This window comes from Leucobacter aridicollis, assembly GCF_013409595.1.
GTDB lineage: Bacteria > Actinomycetota > Actinomycetes > Actinomycetales > Microbacteriaceae > Leucobacter > Leucobacter aridicollis.
Genome location: NZ_JACCBD010000001.1, coordinates 1725558 through 1746763 on the forward strand (window position 1 = coordinate 1725558; position 21206 = coordinate 1746763).

Sequence of the window (21206 nt, forward strand, 5' to 3'; positions counted from 1 at the left end):
TGCCACCCACCACTCCCCCCATGCGCACAGTGACCGCCGTTATCGCGATGCTCGCGGCCTCGGCCTTCGTCATGATCCTCAACGAGACAGTCCTGAGCGTCGCCCTCCCGCCACTCATGACCGAGTTCGGGGTGGGCGCCACCACGATCCAGTGGCTCACCACCGGGTTCCTCCTCACGATGGCCGTCGTGATCCCGACGACCGGCTACCTGCTGAGCCGATACACGATCCGCACGCTGTTCATCGTCGCGCTCACGCTGTTCCTACTCGGAACCGCGCTCGCGGCCGTCTCCCCCAGCTTCGGCGTGATGCTTGCGGCGCGCGTCATCCAGGCCGGCGGCACCGCGATCGTCATGCCCCTGCTCATGACCACGACGCTCACGCTCGTGCCGCCGCAGCATCGCGGCACGGTCATGGGCCTGAACTCGATCGTCATCTCGGTGGGCCCCGCAATCGGGCCGACGCTCTCCGGCGTCGTCATCGAGGCGCTCGGCTGGCGCTGGGTGTTCGGGCTGATGGTGCCGATCGCGCTCATCGCGCTCGCCGTCGGCGCGTTCCTCATGCCGAAGCTCGGTGGCGGCGGCCGCGCGCCGCTCGACGTCATCTCGGTGCTGCTTGCGCTCCTCGGCTTCGGCGGCGTGGTGACGGCAGTCTCCTCCGCATCGGACCTCGCGAACGGCTCGCTCGTGCCGCCGGTCGCGTTCGCTGTCGGCGCCGTCGCGCTGGTGATATTCACGGCCCGTCAGAAGCGCTTGCAGCGCGCCGACAAGGGCCCGCTCCTCGACCTCCGGCCGTTCAGCGAGCGCAACTTCACGCTGTCGGTGACCGTGCTGACGGTCTCGTTCGGCGTCATGCTCGGCACCGTCGTCGTTCTCCCGATCTACGCGCAGTCCGGGCTCGGCATGTCAGTCCTCGCGACGGGGCTCATCATGCTCCCCGGCGGGATCGCGCAGGGCGTGCTCGCCCCGGTCGTCGGCCGGCTCTACGACATGGTCGGCCCGAAGCCCCTCGCGGTCCCCGGCGTCGTGATCATCGCCATCGCACAGTGGTGGCTGAGCACGATCGGCCCGGACACGACGACGGGCCAGCTCATCGCCATGCACGTGACGTTCTCCGTCGGCATGGCGCTGGTCCAGACGCCGATGATGACGCACGCAATGAGCTCGCTCCCGCTCCCCCTCTACGGGCACGGCAGCGCGATCCTGAACACCCTCCAGCAGCTCGCCGGCGCCGCGGGGACCGCCGCGCTCATCGGTGCGCTCGCGCTCGGCGCCTCGCTGTCCGAACTCACCGGGCCGGCCGCGCAGATCGCGGGCGCCAAGCTCGCCTTCGCGGTCGGCGGCTCGCTGATGCTCATCGCGGTCGTCTGCGCCCCGCTGGTGGCGCGCCGCGCGCGGTCCGCTGGCGAGACGACGACCGTCTAGCGCAGGCCGTGGTATTCGAGCACGCCGCGCACGGCGGCAGTGAAGCGATCCTTCGGGATCGTGGCGCCCTCGCGGCGCATGCCGTCGTGCGTGACGCGCAGGATCCGCTCCGGTGACACGAAGCTCTCGCGCCCCTGCGAGTCCCACGCGCCCGCGCCGATCGAGATGAAGTCCCGGTGGTACTTCGAGCTGACGTAACAGCCGAAGACCGTCGTGGCGTCGATCCGCCCGATGATCAGCACCGGCCGATCCTTCCCACGCCCGTCGTTCTCGACATACGGCACCCAGGTCCACACGACCTCGCCGGGATCCGGATCGCCGTCCATGCTCGGCGCGTACTCGAGCTTCGCCCCGGTGAGCTCTCCGGCGGCGACGTCGCGCGTCGCGCCAGCGCCGAACTGGCCGGGACTTTCGGCGTAGTCACCGCCCGAGCGGGGTGTCGAGGGCTTCCCCGGCCGTGCGCCGGGCGTCGACGTCGGCCTCGATGTCGACGTCGGCGGCTTGGGGGCCGGCTTCAGCGTGGCCTGCGGTTTCGAACCCTGCTTGTCGAGTCCGAGGATGCGCCGGAGCGCGACCCCGATCTGGTACCAGATGTTCTCGTTCGCCATGGCTAGTCGAGCTCGTGCGAGGTGAGGGCGTTGAGGCGCGACTGGCAGCGCTGGTACTTCTTGCGGTAGCCACCGTCGATCATGCCGCCGCCGAAGATCTCGGTGAGCGGGATGCCCGTGGCACGGATCGGAATCTGCGCGTCGTAGACGCGGTCGATGAACGCGACAAACCGGAGTGCCGCCGACTGGTCGGTGAGCTCGTGCACGCCGCGCAGGCCGATGGTCTGCACGCCCTCGAGGAGCCCGATGTAGCTCGACGGGTGGACTGTCGCGAGGTGCGCGATGAGCTCGTCGAAACTGTCGTCAGTCATGCGCACGCCCGACGCGGCGACGTCCGCGAGCGCAAACTGGTAGGCCTCGTCGGTGAGTGCGACGGCCGCGCTCTCAAGGTCGCGCTGTCGGTAGTCGACGCCGTCGATCCGGATCGTGGTGAAACGATCGGACATCGCCTGGATCTCGCGCATGAAGTCGGCGGCGGCGAACCGGCCCTCACCGAGGGCGTTCGGCGGCGTGTTCGAGGTCGCGATGAACTTCGACCCTGTCTTCGTGAGGTCACCGATGAGTCGCGTCATGAGCATCGTGTCGCCCGGGTCGTCGAGCTCGAACTCGTCGATGCAGATGAGCTGTGCGCCCTGCAACACGCTCACTGCGCCCGCGTAGCCGAGCGCGCCGACGAGCGCGGTGTACTCGATGAACGTGCCGAAGTACTTGCGGCCCTGCTGCGCGTGCCAGCTCGCCGCCAACAGGTGCGTCTTTCCGACGCCGAAGCCGCCGTCGAGGTACACGCCTGGCTTCGCCGCGGCTGCCGGAGCGGGCTCAGCCTTCTTCCGCCCGAAGCCGAAGAAGCCGCCCTTCGCCGCGGCTCCGCCGCCGCGGGGCGACACAAACGCCCGCAGCAGGTCGCGGGCCTCAGCCTGCGACGCATAGTTCTCGTCCGGGACGTACGAGTCGAAGCTCGCCGTCGCGAACTGCGGCGGAGGCGTCAGTGTGGCGACGAGTTCCGTCCCGGAAATCCGCGGGTTGCGGTCGACAAGACTGGCGAAACTGTGTGGGTGCGTAGCAGACATCCGCATCAGTCTACTGCCCTCGCCACCCCGGTTTGGGGAGGCCTGCAACGAAGCGCAGCACGGTGCTCTCCCAGAGCTCGGGATCGGCGTTCCAGAGCCGCACGTGGCCGGCCCCGGGGATGCTCACGAGCTCGACGAGGTCGGGCCTGGCGTCTGCGATCGCGTGCGCTCCCTGCCACCGCACGAACCGGTCGTCGGGACTCGCGAGAATGAGCGTCGGGACGTCGAGCGACGCGGCGAGCCTTCCGGGGGCGAGCGCCGCGAAGTCGATGCCGCCCGGCTCCCCCGACGCCACTGCGCCCCGCTCGAGCAGCGCCATACCGGCGGTCGCGATCCAGCCCGGCAGTCCGGCTTCGCTCGCCTTGTCGCGAAGGATCCCGGCCCAATCGGCGCCCGGGGATTCGAGCACGACGCCGTCGATCACGGCTCGGTGCGTGCCGCGCGCGACAGTGACGAGCGACGCGGTCCCGCCCATCGACCATCCCATGAGCGTCACCCGCTCGGCGCCGCGCGCACGCGCCTCGGCGATGGCGGCGTCGACGTCGCGGCTCTCGCTGATCCCCATCCCGTAGCGCCCGTTCACGCCGCCCGGCTGGCCGAGGTCGTTGCGATAGCTTACGATCAGGCTCGTGACGCCTGCCCGCGCAAACGGCTCGATCGCTCGGAATGTCTCGGCCGGTGACGCGCCGCGTCCGTGCACGTGGACGGCCCACCGCTGCTTCCGCGCGCGGCGCGGGTGGACGATCCACGCGGCCATCGGCCCGAGCTCCGTGTCGTAGTGGATGGGCTCGACGCGGTAGCCGAGCTCCGCCGGGTCGGTGTACCACCAGCCGACCATCCGGCCGCGGCAGCCTGGCGCGAGCGTGCCGCTATCCACGCTCACGACGGCCCGCAACACGTCGACGCCGTTGCGCGCGAGCACCGGGCCGAGGCGCGCATGGCCCGTCGGCGCGGCGCCGCGCCCCTCGCCTGGGGTGGCCCCCGGCGCATCGAACAGCAGCGAGTGCTGGCCCCGGGCGCTCGCGCCCTCGCCCGTGATCCAGACACGGGGCTCGTCGCCCGCGAGCACGCGGCGCACCGTGATCGGGCGTTCCAGCCCGCGGTCGACGGTCACCGCGAGGCGGCCGAGATGCCCGGCCAGGGCGGCGGCTGTGCCGACGACGCCGGCGCTGACTCCCACTGCGATCGTTCCTGCGAGGGCGATTGCCCGCGACGCCTTCATCTCGACTCCATCCCCGTGTCGGCGTGTATTTGCGCGGCCCCGGCGTGGCAGCCAGGCGGGGCCCACACAGAACTCTAGTCTTCGGGTGTGTCCACACCCTCAACGGCAGCGCCAGCCGTCTTTGTGAGCGCAGCGAACGTGCTGCGCGGCGCATCGCTGCGTCAGGATCTCGCCGTGCGCGAGATCCCCCCGCCGGAGCGCATCGCGCCCCACTCCGTCGCGTTCGCCGCAGGAGTGCGCGAGGGCACCGGCCCCGATCCGGAATCGGTACTCGACTCGCCAGCGGGGGCTGGCCGCTTTGTGCTCATGCACGATCCCGACGCTGTCGACGAATGGGGCGGCGACTTTCGGATCGTCTGCTACGCGCAGGCGCCGCTCGAGCTCGAGATCGGGGTGGACCCGTTTATCTCGGATGTCGCGTGGTCCTGGCTCACCGATGCGCTCGACTCGCGTTCGGCTCAGTACACTTATATCTCGGGCACCGCCACGAAGGTGCTCTCGAGCAGCTTCGGTGCGCTCGAGGCACGTGGCGACGGCGCCCAGATCGAGCTGCGCGCCTCCTGGACCCTGCTCGGTGAGGACTTCGCCTCGCACATTGAGGCCTGGTCGGAATTACTCTGCCTCCTCGCGGGGCTACCGAACGAAGAAGGGGTCGCGTCGCTCACGCAGCACCGCGTTAGAGCGCAACGCTCGGCAAACAACATATGACATCTGCAGCATGGTCAATGGTCACCGACGATGCGGAGCTTCGGCGCGCGAGCGCACTGATCGCCACGGGAACCGGGCCGTTCGGCGTCGACACCGAGCGTGCCTCGGGCTTTAAGTACAGCAACCGCGCCTACCTCGTGCAGGTGTTTCGGCGCGGGGCGGGCACCTTTCTCTTTGACCCTGTCGGGATCAGCGACTTCGCGCCACTCGCCGCGGCGCTGACGGGTGACGAGTGGGTGCTGCACGCCGCAGATCAGGATCTCCCGAGCCTCGCAGAGATCGGGCTCGTCCCTGAGCGGCTGTTCGACACCGAGCTCTCGTCGCGCCTGCTCGGGCTTGAGCGTGTCGGGCTCGGCGCGGTCACCCAGGAGCTGTTGGGCATCGAGCTGGCGAAGGCACACTCCGCCGCCGACTGGTCGACCCGCCCGCTCCCCGAGCCGTGGCTCGAGTACGCGGCCCTCGACGTGGCGCTGCTCCCCGACCTTCGCGACGCCGTGCGCGCTCGGCTCGTGGAGGCCGGGAAGGTCGACTTCGCCGAGCAGGAGTTCGAGGCGGTGCGCACGCGCCCGCCTAAGCCGAAGGCCGCGGAGCCCTGGCGCAAGCTGTCAGGCGGAAATCGCCTGCGCGCCCCGAGGCAGCTCGCGATGGCGCGCGAGCTGTGGACCGCGCGCGACGACTTCGCGCGGAGCACCGACGTCGCCCCCGGCCGCCTGCTGCCCGACGCGTCGATCGTGGCGGCGGTGTCCGCGAATCCACGCTCGGCCGGCGAGCTCGCCTCGCTCAAGACCTTCCGCGGCCGGGCGAGCCGCTCCGAGCTCGACCGGTGGTGGAAGGCGATTCTCAGGGGGAAGACGACTGAGGACCTTCCCGGCCCGAAGACACGGGAGCCGGGGTCGATCCCGAGCCACCGCGGGTGGGCGCAGCGCCATCCCGAGGCCGCCGACCGCCTGACCGAGCTGCGCGCCGTAGTGACCGCGGAGGCCGAGCGGCAGCACATGCCGCCCGAGAACCTCATCTCCCCCGCGCTCGTGCGCGAGCTCGCCTGGCAGCCGCCGGCCGACCCGTCGCCCGAGGGCGTCGCGAACCGCCTCGCCGATCTCGGAGCGCGTCCGTGGCAGGTTGCACTTGTCGCACCAATTCTCTCGACGGTTTTTGTAGACTAACGATAAATATTTGGGGCGTGCGTCCACGACGCTCGGGCGATCCGCGCACCGGACCTGCGCCTCTCAGCGCACCTTCGTAGGATGAGACCATCCAACACACCACATGATGGAGGCGAAGTGGCCACAATGAGAGAAGTCGTGTTCGTAGACGGGGTACGCACCCCCTTCGGGCGCGCCGGAGAAAAAGGCATGTACGCGGGCACCCGCGCCGATGATCTAGCCGTCAAGGCTCTCCAGGGACTCATGGAGCGAAACCCCGAGGTTCCGCTCGATCGAATTGACGATGTTGGCATTGCCGCAACGACCCAGCAGGGCGACCAGGGCCTGACCCTCGGCCGCTCGGTGGCGATCCTCGCCGGCCTCCCGCAGACGGTTCCGGGCTTTGCGCTCGACCGCATGTGCGCGGGCGCGATGACCACCGCGTCGTTCATGGGCGCAGCGATCGGCGCCGGCCAGTACGACCTCGCCGTCGCCGGCGGCGTCGAGCACATGGGACGCCACCCGATCGGCGAGGGCGCGGATCCGAACCCGCGCTTCGTCGCGGAGAAGATGGTCAGCCCGGACGCGCTGAACATGGGCATGACCGCCGAACGCCTGCACGACAGGTTCCCGGAGCTCACCAAGGAGCGCGCGGATCGCTTCGGCATGCTCAGCCAGCAGAAGGTGCAGGCGGCATACGACCGCGGCGACATCCAGCCCGACCTCGTCCCCGTTGCGTTCCAGTCCGCGCAGGGCTGGGGCGTTGCGACCGAGGACGAAGGGCGCCGCCCGGAGACCACGATGGAGGGGCTCGCGCAGCTGAAGACCCCGTTCCGCCCGCACGGCCGCGTGACCGCCGGAACCGCGTCCCCGCTGACCGACGGCGCGACGATGTCGCTGCTCGCCGGCGGCGACACTGCGAAGGAGCTCGGCCTGAAGCCGAAGATGCGACTCGTCTCGTTCGCCTTCGCTGGCGTCGAGCCCGAGGTCATGGGGCTCGGGCCCGTACCGTCGACCGAGAAGGCGCTGAAGAAGGCCGGGCTGTCGATCACCGACATCGGTCTGTTCGAGCTCAACGAGGCATTCGCGGTGCAGGTGCTGTCGCTGCTCGATCACTTCAACATCGCTGACGACGATCCGCGCGTGAACCAGTGGGGCGGCGCGATTGCGCTCGGCCACCCGCTCGCCGCGACGGGTGTGCGCCTCATGATCCAGCTCGCGCGCCAGTTCGAGCAGCGTCCCGACGTGCGCTACGGCGTCACCGCGATGTGCGTTGGCCTGGGCCAGGGCGGCACCCAGATCTGGGAGAACCCACACTTCAACGGCAAGAAGGGCAAGTAACGCCATGACCGACTACAGCAAGATCGACTTCTCCCCCATCATCGAGGCCTCGGCCGACGAGGTCGTGACCGAGTCGTACGTGCGCGACGTGAAGCTGCCTTCGGGCGGCACGCTCGCGCTCATCACGCTCGACAACGGGCGCGACTACACGCGCCCGAACACGCTGGGCCCGCGCACGCTGCAGGGGCTGGAGCGCGTGCTCGACGAGCTCACGACGCGTGCATCGGCCGGCGAGATCCAGGCCGTCGCCGTCACTGGCAAGCAGTTCATCTTCGCCGCAGGCGCCGACCTCTCGAAGGTCTCGACGCTCGCCACGAAGGACAACGCGCGGCTCATGGGCCAGTACGGCCACCGCGTGCTCGGCAAGTTCCGCACGATCGGCGTGCCCTCGTTCGCGTTCGTCAACGGGCTCGCGCTCGGCGGCGCGCTCGAGATCGCGCTGAACTGCACCTACCGCACCGTCGACTCGTCGGCGGCCGCGATCGCGTTCCCCGAGGTCTTCCTTGGCATCATCCCCGGCTGGGGTGGCGCGACGCTGCTCCCGAACCTCATCGGCATCGAGAACGCGCTCAAGGTGATCGTCTCGAACCCGCTGCAGAACAACCGGATGCTGAAGCCGAAGCAGGCCCTCGAGCTTGGCATCTTCGACGAGATGTTCGGCGCAGCGAGCTTCCTCGAGCAGTCGGTCGCGTGGGCGGACGGCGTGCTCGCCGGCACCACCAAGGTTGAGCGCCCGAACGAGCCAGGCAAGATCGAGCGCATGACCAAGTGGCCGATTGCGATCAAGGTTGCGCGCGACACCGTCAAGGGCCGGCTCGGCACCGCGGCGAAGTCGCCGTACGCGGCGATCGACCTCCTCGCAGCCGCCAAGGACAACGACGTCGCCGCAGGCTTCGCTCGCGAGGACGAGGCGCTCGCCGAGCTCATCTCGGGAGACCAGTTCGCCGCGTCGATCTACGCCTTCGACCTCGTGCAGAAGCGCGCGAAGCGGCCCGCCGGGGCGCCCGACAAGGAGCTCGCCAAGAAGGTCCAGAAGGTCGGCATCATCGGCGCCGGCCTCATGGCAAGCCAGTTCGCGTTGCTGTTCGCGCGCAAGCTGCGGGTTCCCGTGGTCATCACCGACCTCGATCAGGGCCGCGTCGACAAGGGCGTCGCCTACATTCACGGCGAGATCGACAAGATGCACGGCAAGGGCCGGCTCTCGAACGACGATGCTAACCAGGTGAAGGCGCTCGTCACCGGCACCACCGACAAGTCACTGTTCGCGGACTGCGACTGGGTCATCGAAGCCGTGTTCGAGGAACTGTCGGTGAAGCAGCAGGTCTTCGCGGAGATCGAACCGATCATCGCCGAGGACGCGATCCTCGCGACGAACACCTCGTCGCTGTCGGTCGAGCAGATCGGCGCGAACCTGAAGCACCCGGAGCGCCTCGTCGGCTTCCACTTCTTCAACCCTGTCGCGGTCATGCCGCTCATTGAGGTCGTGAAGAGCCCCGCCACCGGCGAGGGCGCGCTCTCGACCGCAATGGTCATCGCGAAGAAGCTCGGCAAGAGCGCGATCATCACCGCGGACCGCCCAGGCTTCGTCGTGAATCGCCTCCTCGCGAAGGTCATGGGCGAGGCTGCACGCGCGCTCGACGAAGGCACGCCGCTGCCCGTCGTCGAGCAGTCGCTCGCGCCGATTGGGCTACCGATGGGCCCGTTTGAGCTTATCGACCTTGTCGGCTGGAAGGTCGCCGCGCACGTGCAGGACACGATGGTTGGCGCGTTCCCAGATCGCTTCTACGCCTCGCCGAACATGCACGCGATCGCTGAGCTCGACGAGCCGCTCGTGAAGAACAAGCTCGGCAAGGTCGAGGACCTCTCCAAGGCTGCCAAGAAGGCGCTGAAGTTCGGCAAGACTGCCGTAGCGCCCGAGGAGATCCTGCGCCGCGTTGAAGACGAGCTCGCGAACGAGATTAAGATCATGCTCGACGAGGGCGTGGTCCACGCGGCCGAGGACATCGACCTCGGCCTGATCCTGGGCGCCGGGTGGCCGTTCCAGGCTGGCGGAGCAACCCCGTACCTCGACCGCGTCGGTGCGTCCGAGCGTGCGTTCGGTGGCACGTTCCACGACCCACGGATCGCGGCGGTCTCGTAGACCGGTTCGCTGCCCCGGCAGTTCGCCCCGCGCCCCACTCACGAGTGGCGCGCGGGGCGAACTGCGTTCTCACGGGGTGCCTCAAGAACGGTGAAACCGGCCCCAACCTCCGAGCGCGTACCGCAGCGCCCGATAGTTGATGCGTGTTCGGCGGTTCAGCACGTTCTCGCCTTGGCCGGCTCACGCCTGCCGCATGATGGCCGCATGCTGGCCGGGGCACCTTGACCGTGTCGTGCTGGCCGTCGGGCGTGCTATTCGGGGCGGGCGGCCGGCAGCCGGGTCCCGCGCACCTGCTCGACGATCTCGGCGGCGATCTGCGGTGCGGTGAGGCCCGCGTCCTCGAGTAGCTCGTCGCGGCTCGCGTGCTCGAGGTACTCGTAGGGCGTGCCGAGCTCCGAGACCGCCGTGTCGACGCCCGCCTCGCGGAGTTCCTGCCGGATCGTGGTGCCGACGCCGCCGACGCGCAGCCCGTCCTCGATGCTGACGACGAGCCGATGCGTGGCGGCAAGATCGACGACCGACCGCATGACCGGGATCACCCAGCGCGGGTCGATGACTGTCGAGGTGATGCCCTGCTCGGCGAGGATCGCCGCCGCGTCAAGCGCGGTGCGAGTCATCGGCCCAACTGCGACGAAGAGCACGTCAGCCGACACCGCGAGCGGCCCCGCGGCTGGTTCGGCCGTTTGCCCGGCGGCGTAGAGCAGGTCGACGCCGTCCGACGTCCGCCACAGGCCGGGGAGCGGCTCGCCCACAGAGCCCTTCGGATACCGCACCACGGTCGGGGCGTCTTCCACGGCGACTGCCTCGCGCAGCGTCTCGCGGAGCGTCGCCTCGTCGCGGGGCGCGGCGATCCTGATCCCGGGGACGATCTGCAGCATCGCGAGATCCCACACGCCATTGTGGCTCGCGCCATCGGGTCCGGTGATCCCGGCGCGGTCGAGCACGAACGTCACGCCGGCACGGTGCAGCCCGACGTCCATGAGTACCTGGTCGAACGCACGGTTCATGAACGTCGCGTAGATCGCTACGACGGGGTGCAGGCCGCCGTAGGCAAGCCCGGCCGCCGTGGTCACGGCGTGCTGCTCGGCGATCCCGACGTCGTAGACGCGCTGCGGGTACGCCTGAGCGAAGGCGTCGAGCCCCGTAGGCCGGAGCATCGCGCCGGTGATCCCGACGAGCTTCGGGTTCTTGTGAGCGAGGGCGACGATCTCCTCGCGGAAGACCGACGTCCACCCGCGCTCGGACGACGACGCCAGTGGCGCGCCGTTGTCGGGGTTGATCTGGCCGATCGCGTGGAACTGATCCGCCTCGTCGTTCACCGCCGGAGCATAGCCGCGCCCCTTCTCGGTGATGACGTGGACGAGCGCCGGGCGGCCGTACCCCTTGGCCTGCTTGAGCGCTACCTCGACGGCCGCGAGATCGTGCCCGTCGACGGGGCCGACGTACTTGATGTCGAGGTTGGCGTAGAGATCCTGATTGCCGGATGCGCGCGAGACAAACCCACGCAGCGCGCCGCGAGCAGCACGATACACGGTGCGGCCAGCGGCGCCGAAGTTGTTGAAGAGCCGTTCGCTCCCCTCCTGCAGGTCACGGTAGCCACCGGTGACGCGCACGCCGTTCAAGAACCGGGCCATGCCGCCGATTGTCGGCGCGTAGGATCGGCCGTTGTCGTTCACGACGATGATGAGGTTGCGGTCATTGTCGTCGGTGATGTTATTGAGCGCTTCCCAGGTCATACCGCCCGTGAGCGCACCGTCACCGACCACGGCGACGACGTGACGGTCCTGCTTGCCGGTGCTCGCGAAGGCGCGCGAGATGCCGTCGGCCCAGCTCAGCGAGCTCGAGGCGTGGGAGCTCTCGACAACGTCGTGGACGCTCTCCGCACGCTGCGGGTAGCCGGCGAGTCCGCCGCGCTTTCGCAGATCGGAGAAGTCCTTGCGGCCCGTGAGGAGCTTGTGCACGTAGCTCTGGTGACCCGTGTCCCAGACGATCGGATCGTTCGGCGAGTCGAATACACGATGCAGTGCGATGGTGAGCTCAACCACGCCCAGATTCGGCCCCAGATGGCCGCCGGTCTTGGAGACCTCGGCGATGAGGAACGCGCGAATGTCAGCCGCGAGCTCCACGCACTCCTCGGGAGTTAACGCGTCGAGATCTCGGGGTCCAGTAATTCGCTCAAGCACTCACCCAGTCTACTGAACAAAGCCGAACGGACTCCGACCGGCGCGGTGCCGCCATCACCAGCCAAAGTGAGAGACCTTCGGCAGGGGAAATGTCTACCGAGCGGCGCCGCTACTGCTAGTCTCGCACGCTCGTACGTAGTTCCCAGCCGTGGCAACTGCATTTCGAGTTTCGGGTAGAGCAGAAGGGACGGTGTTCCCTAGCGTCAGAAGTGCCGCGCATCACCCATGTGTGGTCCGTCCCGAAACCAAGGCGGGGCGCAGTTACAAGGAGGACTCCAATGAAGCAGCGAACAACGATGGTTCGCGCGTAGCATGCGATTTCCCGTTCCCTTGCGCTCCGCCAGCTCAGTGACTTCCGCCGCTGGGCTGGCGGGCGCGATACTCGTCGCAACGCTCGTCTTCTCAGGGTGCTCCTCGTCTGGGAGTTCCCAGGCCACGGCGGAACCAACCGGGCCGTGGGCAGCAACGTTGAAGACCATGAGCCTGGAGGGCGACGGCTTCGTTCAGACGGTGCTCCATGACGGTGAGATCTCCGACATGGAGTATCAGGAGGCGATGACACGGGTAGAGACCTGTTACGCGTCGCACAACGCGAGCGTGACCTACGACGCCTACGGCTTTGAAACCGTCGAGAGCCTTGACGGCACAGGCGACCCGTTGGAGATCATGGGTGCCTGCGCGGAGTCTGACGGCGGGATCGTCATGCTCTACGACCAGATTCGCCGGAACCCAGATAACAGAAGTGAGGAAGAGCTGCTCACGGCCTGCCTTGTTCGCTCCGGGGTCGTTGACAAGGGATTCACCGTCGACGACTTCCTTGAAGTGATGGATTCTTCAGCCAGCACCCCGTGGGAGGCCGACGACGAGCGGGTGACCCTGTGCAACAAGGATCCGCTCGGACTGGTCTCGGGACAGTAGCACGTGGGCGCTTCTCAGCTCAACTCGCGACGTCGGGCGCGATCAATCGGGTATGCAGTTCTGGCACTGGCTGCTCTCGTCGCGCTCGCTACCGGGGTTCTCGCGGGCATCTTCGTGTCCACGCCGCCACCCCCAAAGGAGCTTGAACCCGGGCAAGTGATCACGACGGTTCCGATCACGGAACGGGAATTCGACGATGCGCGAGACGTCGATATTGGCGTGACAAAGCAGGCTGCGCCCTCTCTAACGATTGACGCATCGGGCAAGCTCACCTCGTTCACGTGCAGCCCCGGCCAGCCGCTGGCCTCCGGCGAAAGCGTACTTACGGTGGACGGTGAGCCCGTCATCAGTCTTTCTCTCCCGACGCCAATGTGGCGCGATCTGTCCCTCGGTGATAGCGGCACCGATGCCACGGCAGTCAACGACGAGCTTCGCCGGCTTGGCTACGCGTCGGGCCCTGCAAATGCGGTGTCCCCTGAGACGCTCGCCGGGTTCAACCAGCTTCGGGTAGACCGCGGGAGCTCAACAGCTTCTGGGCCGATACGGGCTAGCGGCGTGCTCTGGTTACCCCCGGGCACGAACACGGTGGGCGCATGCACGAAGCAGGTTGGTGACGTGCTCGAGCCCGGAGCCGCTGTCGCCGACCTGCCAACCGGTCTCACGAAAGCCGTGCTCACTTCACTGGGGGAAACAGCGTTCGAGGGGAAGCGAGAGTTGGTTCTCGGTCCCGAGGCGCTCCCCGTGCCCGAGGACGGGGTGATCACGGACCCGCAGACCCTTCAGAAGATCTCTCTGTCAACCGAGTACTCAGAAGCGGCAGCCGAGAGCGATTCTTCGACAGTAGAGTTCACCGCGAAATGGCGACTCGCCACCGCAGCCGCCGCGAGCGTGATTCCACCGAGCCCCATCACCAATCTCCACGATGGCACGGGGTGCGTGTTGGTGGACGGCCACCCCCAGGGCGTGACGGTTGTTGGCTCAGAACTTGGGCAGACGTTCGTCACGTTCGAGGGCGAAGGCTCGCTCGGGCTCACTGTCACCGTCGCCCCGCCTGCCACGACGAAGTGTGAGTAGGCGAACCTTGCGAGTTTCTTTGGATTCAGTAGCGCACGGGTACAGGGGCCAGCATCGCCTCTTCTCGAACCTGACGGCAGAGCTGCTCCCCGATCACGTCTACGCCCTTGTCGGGCCATCAGGATCAGGCAAGAGCACCCTTCTCAGCCTGCTGGCCGGGTGGTACCCGCCACTGTCGGGCACCATCGCCTTTGAAGGCGTAGACCGCGTTGGATGGGTGTTTCAGAACCCACACGGCGTCGCGCAACGCTCCGCTCTCGACCACGTCTCCCTCCCCCTGCAAGCTGGTGGCGCCAGGCGACCAGCCGCCAAGCTGCGAGCTCTCACGCTGTTGCGCGAGTTCGGTCTTGCCGACGTCGCCTCGCACAGGTTCTCTGAGCTATCTGGCGGCGAAGCACAGCGTCTCATGCTCGCGCGAGGTATCGCGGCGGCACCCCAGCTACTGCTCGTCGACGAGCCGACCGCGCAGCTTGACATGCGCACGGCCGAGCGAGTCAACGAGTCCCTCCAAGCGCTAGCTCATCGCGGTGCGATCGTGGTGGTAGCCACGCACGACCAGAACACCCGCCGGCGTTGCACTGACGTCCTAGATCTCGCGGACTACGCGTGAGCTGGATTCTTGGCGAAGCCCTCCGAAACCTGGTCGCTGGAACCACGAAGGCGCTGCGGAACGCGTGTGTGCTTGCCGGAGTACTGACTCTCTTGACGGCTGCGGACGTCTTGACCGTCGACGCACTCGTCGTTCGCGCGCAGGACTATCAACGCTCTGGAGCGTCAATCACGACCTTGGAGGCGCCAGGGCTCATTGACGGGGCGAGTTGCGACTCGCTTGCGGCCGCTCCTGGCGTGCGGGCGGCCGGTGCGATCCAGCTCGCCGATGACTCGATCACCGCCGCCGCGCTTCCGGGAGGCGCGATCGTCTCGATCCGGATCTCCCCAGGGGCGCTTCGGGTGTTCCGCGTTGAGGGCGACACCGGAGGAGCCGGGGCCATTCTCGCGAGCGATGTGATGACGATGCTCGGCCTCCACGTTGGTTCCTCACTTCACACGCTGACGGCCGAGGTTCCTATTCGTGGATCCTTCGTCTGGCCACAAGATGGTCGACGTGACGGATTCGGGTACGCGGCGCTCGTGCCTGATACATCAGGCGCCCCGTTCGACGAGTGCTGGGTTGAGGCGTGGCCCGTACCGCCAAACCTGAGTGAGGTTATGCGGACAGCCTTGAACCCCGATCCGTCCCACCAAACCAAGATCGTGTCTTCGCAGGTGAACACGAGCCTCGGACGCACGTTCAACGGCGGCGAGTCGTACTCGGCGCGAACCACGAAGTTCGCGCCCTATGTAGCGTTATTTATTGGGGCCGGACTGGGATACGTCTCCGTCCGGGCAAGGCGCCTCGAGCTCGCGGCGGCACAACACGTCGGTGTGACACGACCCGCTCAAACACTCCAACTGCTGTTCGAAACCGGAATCTGGGTGAGCTGCGCCGGGATCATCACTGGTGGCATCGTCTCGGCCGGAATCATGGTGATCGCAGAGACACACAGCCCGACTCTCTGGATGCTTGCGCTCTACACCGCTATCCCAGGGATGGCCGGTTGCCTGCTCGGCGCTGTCGGCGCTTCACTATCGATCACCGAAAAGCAGCTATTCCACTACTTCAAAACCCGCTAGCCAGTCGGTATTCTCTGCGAGCTCTCCCACAGTGCGACGCGGCGAGGCACACGGTCACACACGCAAAAACGGAACGAACCCCAAGCCAATAGTGGCTTGGGGTTCGTTCCGTTGAAGTGGGGGCTCAGCGAGCCCCGCTGTCAGTGCTTAGACGAGCGAACGCAGCACGTACTGCAGGATGCCGCCGTTGCGGTAGTAATCCGCCTCACCCGGGGTGTCGATGCGAACGACAGCGTCGAACTCGACGACCGAGCCGTCTTCCTTCGTCGCCTTGACGCTCACGGTCTTCGGGGTGACGCCCTCGTTGAGCTGCGCGACACCGGTGATGTCGAACGTCTCGGTGCCGTCGAGGCCGAGCGAGTCAGCGCTCTTGCCGACCGGGAACTGCAGCGGCAGCACGCCCATGCCGATGAGGTTCGAGCGGTGGATACGCTCGAAGCTCTCGGTGATGACCGCCTTGACGCCGAGGAGGCTGGTGCCCTTCGCTGCCCAGTCACGCGACGAGCCCGAGCCGTACTCCTTGCCGCCGAGCACGACGAGCGGGGTGCCGGCTGCCTGGTAGTTCTGCGACGCGTCGTAGATGTACGACTGCGGGCCGCCCTCCTGCGTGAAGTCACGCGTGAAGCCACCCTCGACGTTGTCGAGGAGCTGGTTGCGGAGGCGGATGTTCGCGAACGTGCCACGGATCATGACCTCGTGGTTACCGCGGCGCGAGCCGTAGGTGTTGAAGTCGCGAACCGCGATGCCGTTTTCGACGAGGTACTTACCGGCCGGGGTCTCGGCGCGGAAGCTACCTGCGGGGCTGATGTGGTCGGTCGTGACCGAGTCGCCGAGCTTCGCGAGGACGCGTGCGCCCGTGATGTCAACAACCGGCGCGGGCGTGAGCTCCATGCCGTCGAAGTACGGCGCCTTGCGAACGTAGGTCGACTTGTCATCCCACGCGAAGGTGTTGCCCTCGGGGGTCGGCAGCGCCGTCCAGTGCTCGTCGCCGTCGAAGACGGTTGCGTACTTCTCGCGGAACATGTCGGAGTCGATCGAGGCGTCGGCGATCTTCTGCACCTCGGTCGGGTCGGGCCAGATGTCGCGCAGGAACACGTCGTTGCCCTCGGAGTCCTGACCGAGCGACTCGTTCTCGAAGTCGAAGTCCATCGTGCCGGCAAGTGAGTACGCGACGACGAGCGGCGGGCTCGCGAGGTAGTTCATCTTGATGTCCGGGTTGATGCGACCCTCGAAGTTACGGTTGCCCGAGAGCACCGCGGTGACGGCGAGGTCGTTGTCGTTGACAGCCTGCGAGATCTCGTCGTTCAGCGGGCCGGAGTTGCCGATGCAGGTCATGCAGCCGTAGCCGACGAGGTAGAAGCCGAGCGCCTCGAGATCCGAGCGCAGGCCCGACTTCTCGTAGTAGTCGGTGACGACCTTCGAGCCCGGCGCGAGCGTGGTCTTGACCCACGGCTTCGCCTGGAGGCCCTTCGCGACGGCGTTGCGTGCGAGCACGCCGGCGGCGAGCATCACCGACGGGTTCGAGGTGTTCGTGCACGACGTGATGGACGCGAGCGTCACTGCGCCGTGGTCGAGCTCGAACTCGCGGCCCTTGTCGTCCTTCACCTTGGCGGGGTTCGATGCCTCGGTGTAGTTCTTCAGGTCGGTCTCGAACTGGGTCTTCGCGCTGGTGAGCTCGATGCGGTCCTGGGGACGCTTCGGGCCGGCGATCGACGACACGACGGTGCTGAGGTCAAGCTCGAGGTACTCGGAGAACTCGGGCTCGTTCGCCGGGTCGTGCCACAGGCCCTGCGCCTGCGAGTACGCCTTGACGAGCTCGACCTGCTCGTCCGAGCGGCCGGTGAGGCGCATGTAGTCGAGGGTGACCTCGTCGACGGGGAACATTGCAGCGGTCGAGCCGAACTCGGGGCTCATGTTGCCGATGGTGGCGCGGTTCGCGAGCGGCACGGAGCCGACGCCCTCGCCGTAGAACTCGACGAACTTGCCAACGACGCCGTGCTGGCGGAGCTGCTGGGTGATCGTGAGGACAACGTCGGTTGCGGTCACGCCCGCGGGGATCTTGCCCGAGAGCTTGAAGCCGACGACGCGGGGAATGAGCATGGAGATGGGCTGGCCGAGCATCGCTGCCTCAGCCTCGATGCCGCCGACGCCCCAACCGAGCACGCCGAGACCGTTCTGCATGGTGGTGTGCGAGTCGGTACCAACGGCGGTGTCGGGGTACGCCTGGGTGACGCCGTCAACCTCGCGGGTGAACGTGACGCGAGCGAGGTGCTCGATGTTCACCTGGTGCACGATGCCGGTCCCCGGGGGGACGACCTTGAAGTCGTCAAACGCGCCCTGGCCCCAGCGGAGGAACTGGTAGCGCTCGCCGTTGCGCTCGTACTCCATGGCCACGTTCTTCGCGAACGCTTCCTTGTTGCCGTACGAGTCGGAGATGACCGAGTGGTCGATCACGAGCTCCGCGGGAGCGAGCGGGTTGATCTTGTCGGGGTTGCCGCCGAGATCGGTGACTGCCTCGCGCATGGTTGCGAGGTCGACGATGCAGGGAACGCCGGTGAAGTCCTGCATGATGACGCGTGCGGGGGTGAACTGGATCTCGGTGTCGGGCTCTGCCGACGGATCCCAGTTCCCGAGCGCCTCGATGTGCTTCGAGGTGACGTTCGCGCCATCCTCGGTGCGGAGCAGGTTCTCGAGGAGAACCTTCAGGCTGTAGGGAAGTCGGGCACTGCCTGCGACCTCAGAAATCTTAAAGATTTCATAGTTCTTGTCTCCGACGGCAAGCGTGTCGCGTGCGCCGAAGCTGTTGATCGATGCCATGAGGTTCCTCCAAAGTCTCTCGATGTCAAGATAAATCCTACACCCAAACGGAGGCCTCCGCTGTCACATCGACGGGGTGTTCTCCCCCGAGATTACGCCCTTTTCGCCATTTGAATCATCTGATGAAGATCGGAGGCGCTGCACGGCAAACCACGTCGCAACGATGATGACCGCGAACAGCGGCACGCCCATCACGATTCTCGCGACACCGAGCGCCTCGACGCGCTCGGACAGGTACATCGGAAGCTGCACCGCGAGTCGCGCGACGAACAGGCCAAGCCACATCACTGTCAGCCATAGTGCCGTGCGGCGCACTCGCGTCTGCTTCCGCCATCCGCGCATGTCGCCGTCGAGCATGCCGATGAGCAGCCCGACCGCTGGCCACCCGACAAGGATCGAAATGAGCAGCCCGAGGCCCCATGCGATATTCACAACGAAGCCCGAGAGGAAGTAGTCGACCCCGCGCCCCGTGATCAGCGTGATGATCACCGCGACGCCGACGCCGAGCATGCCGGAGAGCGCGGACACGATGGTCTCGCGCCGGACGAGCCTGACGAGCACCAGCAGGAGCGCGAGCGCCCCCGGCACGAGCGCCGAGAGCCGCGCGTCCTTCGTGATCACGAAGAGCACGACGAAGATGAGGCTCGGAACGATGGCCTCGAGCAGGCCGCGCACGCCACCGATCGCCGCAAAGACGCCCTGCGCGGTGAGCTCCTCCCCGTCGGCCCCGGCGCGGACCGCGCGAGCGATCCCACCGTTGAGGCCGGGGAGGCGGGCACCGGCGGCCGCCGCAGCGTCGTGCGGCGGCTCGGGCGTCTGATCCGGATCGGGGCGCGCGTCACTCACGCGTCGACCGCCCCAGGGGCGGGAGCGCCGGGCTGCACGCCTGCCGGCACCTTTAGGGGCAACAGGTCGCCGGGAGGCATCGGCAGATCGCCGCGGACCACGACGATCTCGCGGAACAGCTCGATCACGCTGGCGCGCGCGTCAGCATCAACCGCGGCCTTGCCCATGAGAATTCCGCGGAGGATCCAGCGCGGACCGTCCACACCGATGAAGCGAGCGGCGCGCGTTCCGCCGCCCTGCTCCGCGGGAACCGCCGTCGCGGTGAGCAGCTCGGCGCCGAGCGCGCCATCCTCCTCGACGACCTCCGCTCCCTGGGCGGTGAGCTGTGCGGTGAGATCATGCCGGATCTGGTTCCACATGCCGCTCGTCTTCGGGGCAGAGAACGCCTGCACCTGCAGCAGGGACTCGGCGTACTCGAGCGAGACGGCGACGACACGCTTCGCGCGCTCGTCAACCTCGAGTCGCATCTGCAGGCCCTCGCGCGGGGCGATCTTGATGCCGCCGAGGTCGACGTACGGGCGCATCGTCGGAACCTCGGTGAAGTCGAATGGGCCGTGCGTCTCACGGTCAGCCGGCGCCGACTTCGTGGTGTCGACGGCCTCGGCCTCAACCGAATCGGTAGGCTCGGTGGTGTCGTGATCATTCATTGTTACGTCTCCTCAATCGTTACGCGGTCGCGGTCTGTGCGGCGCCGCTCACACCGGTGGACCCAAACCCACTCGCCCCGCGGGCCGAGTCGTCTGGGAGGTCGTCGACGGGCACGAATACCGCCCGGCTCACTGGCATGACAATGACCTGAGCAATGCGGTCGCCCACGGCAACATCGAACGGGGTGCGTGCGTCAGTGTTCAGCAGCGTCACCTTAATCTCGCCGCGGTAGCCCGCGTCGACCGTTCCCGGCGAGTTCACGACGGTGATTCCGTGTTTCGCCGCGAGTCCGCTCCTCGGCACCACGAACGCCGCGTACCCGGTCGGGAGCGCAATCGACACGCCCGTGCCGATCAGGGCGCGCTCGCCGGGGAGCAGGGTTACCGCTTCGGCGGCGCGAAGATCCGCGCCAGCGTCGTCAGCGTGGGCGTAGAGCGGAGGATGATCCGCAACGATGGGCACATGTACTACATCAGTCACGTGCTCAGGCTATCGGATCGACCGTGGAGCGCGCGCGAGGATGCGGGAATGTGGCGGCTCGGCGCTGCACACGGAAACATCACCGGCGACGCGGGATAATGGGGCCATGACCGCAAACACTACGGCAGTTCGCTACCGCGAGCGCCTTCTCCCGGGGCCGGGCTTCTTTGGCGCCTGGCTGCTCCTCATTCCAGCGACCGCCCTCGTGATGACGCCCATCAACAAGTCGGCCGCGATCCCGGTCGCTGTCGGCCTGTATGTGCTCGTTGCGCTCATCTTCTTCGCGCTGAGCCCGGTGATCCAGGTCGAGAACGGCGAGCTCCGCGCGGGGCGCGCTGCGATCCCGGTCTCGCTGATTGGCGCCGTCGAGCCGCTCGGCGCAGACGCGCTCCGGGACGCGATTGGCCCCGGAGCAGACGCCAGAAACTACATGGTGGTGCGCGGCTGGATCCACCGCGGACTGAAGCTCGAAATCACCGACGAGAGCGATCCGACGCCGCATTGGATCCTGACAAGCCGAAAGCCCCTCGCGCTTGCTGAAGCGCTCGGGGCGAAGGGGCACGCAGGCTAAGCGTCACACTCGACGCAGATCGGTCCGAGATCGATTTCGCGGGAGAGCTGCGACCGGTGGCGCACAAGGAAGCAGTTCACGCAGGTGAACTCGTCCGCCTGCTGCGGCAGCACGACGACGTCGAGCTCGACGTCTGAGAGATCCGACCCACCGAGATCGAAACTTGGATTGTCAGCGTCCTCCGAGTCAATCGACGAGGGACCCTTCGACGGGCCGCGCTCTTTGAGCGCCTCAATCGACTCGGCTGTTTCGTCGTCGTTCTTACGAGGTGCGTCGTAATCAGTTGCCATGTTTCTCCTGCTTTTCGTCGCGGCTGGCTTTGGGAGCGGCCATAGTCTGCCTC

Annotated in this window: 19 protein-coding genes; 10 read left to right on the plus strand and 9 right to left on the minus strand. The window is 67.3% G+C overall.

Translation table 11 applies throughout. The annotated features are described in order from the left end of the window. The first annotated feature begins 20 nt into the window (after nt 1-20). The gene (locus BJ960_RS07965) at nt 21-1424 is read left to right on the plus strand and encodes a DHA2 family efflux MFS transporter permease subunit (protein WP_185986887.1); all 1404 of its coding nucleotides are present in this window, start codon (nt 21-23) and stop codon (nt 1422-1424) included. Here BJ960_RS07965 and BJ960_RS07970 read toward each other — a convergent pair. Genes BJ960_RS07970 through BJ960_RS07980 form a run of 3 tightly spaced genes read right to left on the minus strand, consistent with a single transcriptional unit; the run spans nt 1421 to nt 4321 of the window. Next, complete coding sequence (locus tag BJ960_RS07970) at nt 1421-2032, minus strand: type II toxin-antitoxin system PemK/MazF family toxin (protein WP_185986888.1); 612 nt, start codon at nt 2030-2032, stop codon at nt 1421-1423. The two genes, BJ960_RS07965 and BJ960_RS07970, sit on opposite strands and share 4 nt — an antisense overlap. A 2-nt stretch (nt 2033-2034) precedes the next feature. Then, entirely contained in the window at nt 2035-3099 is a 1065-nt protein-coding gene (gene zapE, locus BJ960_RS07975; RefSeq protein WP_185986889.1) for a cell division protein ZapE, read from the minus strand. Nucleotides 3100-3109: 10 nt separating this feature from the next. Next, entirely contained in the window at nt 3110-4321 is a 1212-nt protein-coding gene (locus tag BJ960_RS07980; RefSeq protein WP_185986890.1) for an alpha/beta hydrolase family protein, read from the minus strand. 87 nt (nt 4322-4408) lie between these two features. Between BJ960_RS07980 and BJ960_RS07985 the strand changes: the two genes are divergently transcribed. The 4 genes from BJ960_RS07985 (at nt 4409) to BJ960_RS08000 (ending at nt 9652) form a co-directional block, all read left to right on the plus strand. Further along, nucleotides 4409-5029 carry a DUF3000 domain-containing protein gene (locus BJ960_RS07985; RefSeq protein ID WP_121072076.1) on the plus strand — a complete coding sequence of 207 codons (621 nt, stop codon included), beginning with the start codon at nt 4409-4411 and terminating at the stop codon, nt 5027-5029. Then, the gene (locus BJ960_RS07990) at nt 5026-6192 is read left to right on the plus strand and encodes an HRDC domain-containing protein (RefSeq protein WP_237463476.1); all 1167 of its coding nucleotides are present in this window, start codon (nt 5026-5028) and stop codon (nt 6190-6192) included. The genes BJ960_RS07985 and BJ960_RS07990 overlap by 4 nt, the downstream gene beginning before the upstream one ends. Nucleotides 6193-6318: 126 nt before the next feature. Beyond that, nucleotides 6319-7512 (plus strand): thiolase family protein, encoded by a 1194-nt coding sequence (locus tag BJ960_RS07995; protein WP_372430586.1) that lies wholly within the window; start codon nt 6319-6321, stop codon nt 7510-7512. 4 nt (nt 7513-7516) lie between these two features. Beyond that, nucleotides 7517-9652, plus strand: a complete 2136-nt coding sequence (locus tag BJ960_RS08000) for a 3-hydroxyacyl-CoA dehydrogenase NAD-binding domain-containing protein (RefSeq protein WP_121072082.1) — start codon at nt 7517-7519, stop codon at nt 9650-9652. Nucleotides 9653-9903: 251 nt separating this feature from the next. Here the strand turns inward: BJ960_RS08000 and dxs are convergent, their stop codons facing one another. Continuing rightward, nucleotides 9904-11835: a 1-deoxy-D-xylulose-5-phosphate synthase gene (gene dxs, locus BJ960_RS08005; RefSeq protein WP_185986891.1), complete on the minus strand. Its 1932-nt coding sequence runs from the start codon at nt 11833-11835 to the stop codon at nt 9904-9906. Nucleotides 11836-12312: 477 nt separating this feature from the next. Here dxs and BJ960_RS08010 point away from each other — a divergent pair, with 477 nt between their 5' ends. From BJ960_RS08010 to BJ960_RS08025, 4 genes are all read left to right on the plus strand, one after another. Further along, on the plus strand, nt 12313-12753 hold the full coding sequence (locus BJ960_RS08010; protein WP_185986892.1) for a hypothetical protein: 441 nt from the start codon (nt 12313-12315) through the stop codon (nt 12751-12753). 156 nt (nt 12754-12909) lie between these two features. Further along, complete coding sequence (locus BJ960_RS08015) at nt 12910-13827, plus strand: hypothetical protein (RefSeq protein ID WP_185986893.1); 918 nt, start codon at nt 12910-12912, stop codon at nt 13825-13827. Nucleotides 13828-13846: 19 nt separating this feature from the next. After that, on the plus strand, nt 13847-14437 hold the full coding sequence (locus BJ960_RS08020; RefSeq protein WP_237463475.1) for an ATP-binding cassette domain-containing protein: 591 nt from the start codon (nt 13847-13849) through the stop codon (nt 14435-14437). Continuing rightward, nucleotides 14434-15501, plus strand: coding sequence for a hypothetical protein (locus tag BJ960_RS08025; protein WP_185986895.1), 1068 nt, complete (start codon nt 14434-14436; stop codon nt 15499-15501). The genes BJ960_RS08020 and BJ960_RS08025 overlap by 4 nt, the downstream gene beginning before the upstream one ends. A 147-nt stretch (nt 15502-15648) precedes the next feature. On the opposite strand, the gene acnA is transcribed toward BJ960_RS08025, so the two are convergent. From acnA to dut, 4 genes are all read right to left on the minus strand, one after another. Next, nucleotides 15649-18318 (minus strand): aconitate hydratase AcnA, encoded by a 2670-nt coding sequence (gene acnA, locus BJ960_RS08030; RefSeq protein WP_185986896.1) that lies wholly within the window; start codon nt 18316-18318, stop codon nt 15649-15651. A gap of 63 nt (nt 18319-18381) precedes the next feature. Further along, complete coding sequence (locus BJ960_RS08035; protein WP_121072088.1) at nt 18382-19164, minus strand: DUF3159 domain-containing protein; 783 nt, start codon at nt 19162-19164, stop codon at nt 18382-18384. Continuing rightward, nucleotides 19161-19811 carry a DUF3710 domain-containing protein gene (locus BJ960_RS08040; RefSeq protein ID WP_185986897.1) on the minus strand — a complete coding sequence of 217 codons (651 nt, stop codon included), beginning with the start codon at nt 19809-19811 and terminating at the stop codon, nt 19161-19163. Before BJ960_RS08040 ends, BJ960_RS08035 begins: the two co-directional genes overlap by 4 nt. 19 nt (nt 19812-19830) lie before the next feature. Beyond that, nucleotides 19831-20292 carry a dUTP diphosphatase gene (gene dut, locus BJ960_RS08045; protein ID WP_185986898.1) on the minus strand — a complete coding sequence of 154 codons (462 nt, stop codon included), beginning with the start codon at nt 20290-20292 and terminating at the stop codon, nt 19831-19833. Nucleotides 20293-20398: 106 nt separating this feature from the next. Between dut and BJ960_RS08050 the strand changes: the two genes are divergently transcribed. Then, complete coding sequence (locus BJ960_RS08050; protein ID WP_185986899.1) at nt 20399-20863, plus strand: DUF3093 domain-containing protein; 465 nt, start codon at nt 20399-20401, stop codon at nt 20861-20863. Here BJ960_RS08050 and BJ960_RS08055 read toward each other — a convergent pair. Beyond that, nucleotides 20860-21153, minus strand: coding sequence for a DUF4193 domain-containing protein (locus BJ960_RS08055; RefSeq protein ID WP_121072096.1), 294 nt, complete (start codon nt 21151-21153; stop codon nt 20860-20862). The genes BJ960_RS08050 and BJ960_RS08055 overlap by 4 nt on opposite strands. Nucleotides 21154-21206 lie beyond the last annotated feature (53 nt).

Bases quoted from the DNA above. Each gene is read 5' to 3' on its own strand.
- BJ960_RS07990 (WP_237463476.1), top strand. From the start codon at position 5,026: ATGACATCTGCAGCATGGTCAATGGTCACCGACGATGCGGAGCTTCGG.
- acnA (WP_185986896.1), bottom strand. From the start codon at position 18,318: ATGGCATCGATCAACAGCTTCGGCGCACGCGACACGCTTGCCGTCGGA.
- BJ960_RS08010 (WP_185986892.1), top strand. From the start codon at position 12,313: ATGAGCCTGGAGGGCGACGGCTTCGTTCAGACGGTGCTCCATGACGGT.
- BJ960_RS08040 (WP_185986897.1), bottom strand. From the start codon at position 19,811: ATGAATGATCACGACACCACCGAGCCTACCGATTCGGTTGAGGCCGAG.
- BJ960_RS07970 (WP_185986888.1), bottom strand. From the start codon at position 2,032: ATGGCGAACGAGAACATCTGGTACCAGATCGGGGTCGCGCTCCGGCGC.
- BJ960_RS07995 (WP_372430586.1), top strand. From the start codon at position 6,319: ATGAGAGAAGTCGTGTTCGTAGACGGGGTACGCACCCCCTTCGGGCGC.
- BJ960_RS08050 (WP_185986899.1), top strand. From the start codon at position 20,399: ATGACCGCAAACACTACGGCAGTTCGCTACCGCGAGCGCCTTCTCCCG.
- zapE (WP_185986889.1), bottom strand. From the start codon at position 3,099: ATGTCTGCTACGCACCCACACAGTTTCGCCAGTCTTGTCGACCGCAAC.
- BJ960_RS07965 (WP_185986887.1), top strand. From the start codon at position 21: ATGCGCACAGTGACCGCCGTTATCGCGATGCTCGCGGCCTCGGCCTTC.
- BJ960_RS07980 (WP_185986890.1), bottom strand. From the start codon at position 4,321: ATGAAGGCGTCGCGGGCAATCGCCCTCGCAGGAACGATCGCAGTGGGA.
- BJ960_RS08000 (WP_121072082.1), top strand. From the start codon at position 7,517: ATGACCGACTACAGCAAGATCGACTTCTCCCCCATCATCGAGGCCTCG.
- BJ960_RS08055 (WP_121072096.1), bottom strand. From the start codon at position 21,153: ATGGCAACTGATTACGACGCACCTCGTAAGAACGACGACGAAACAGCC.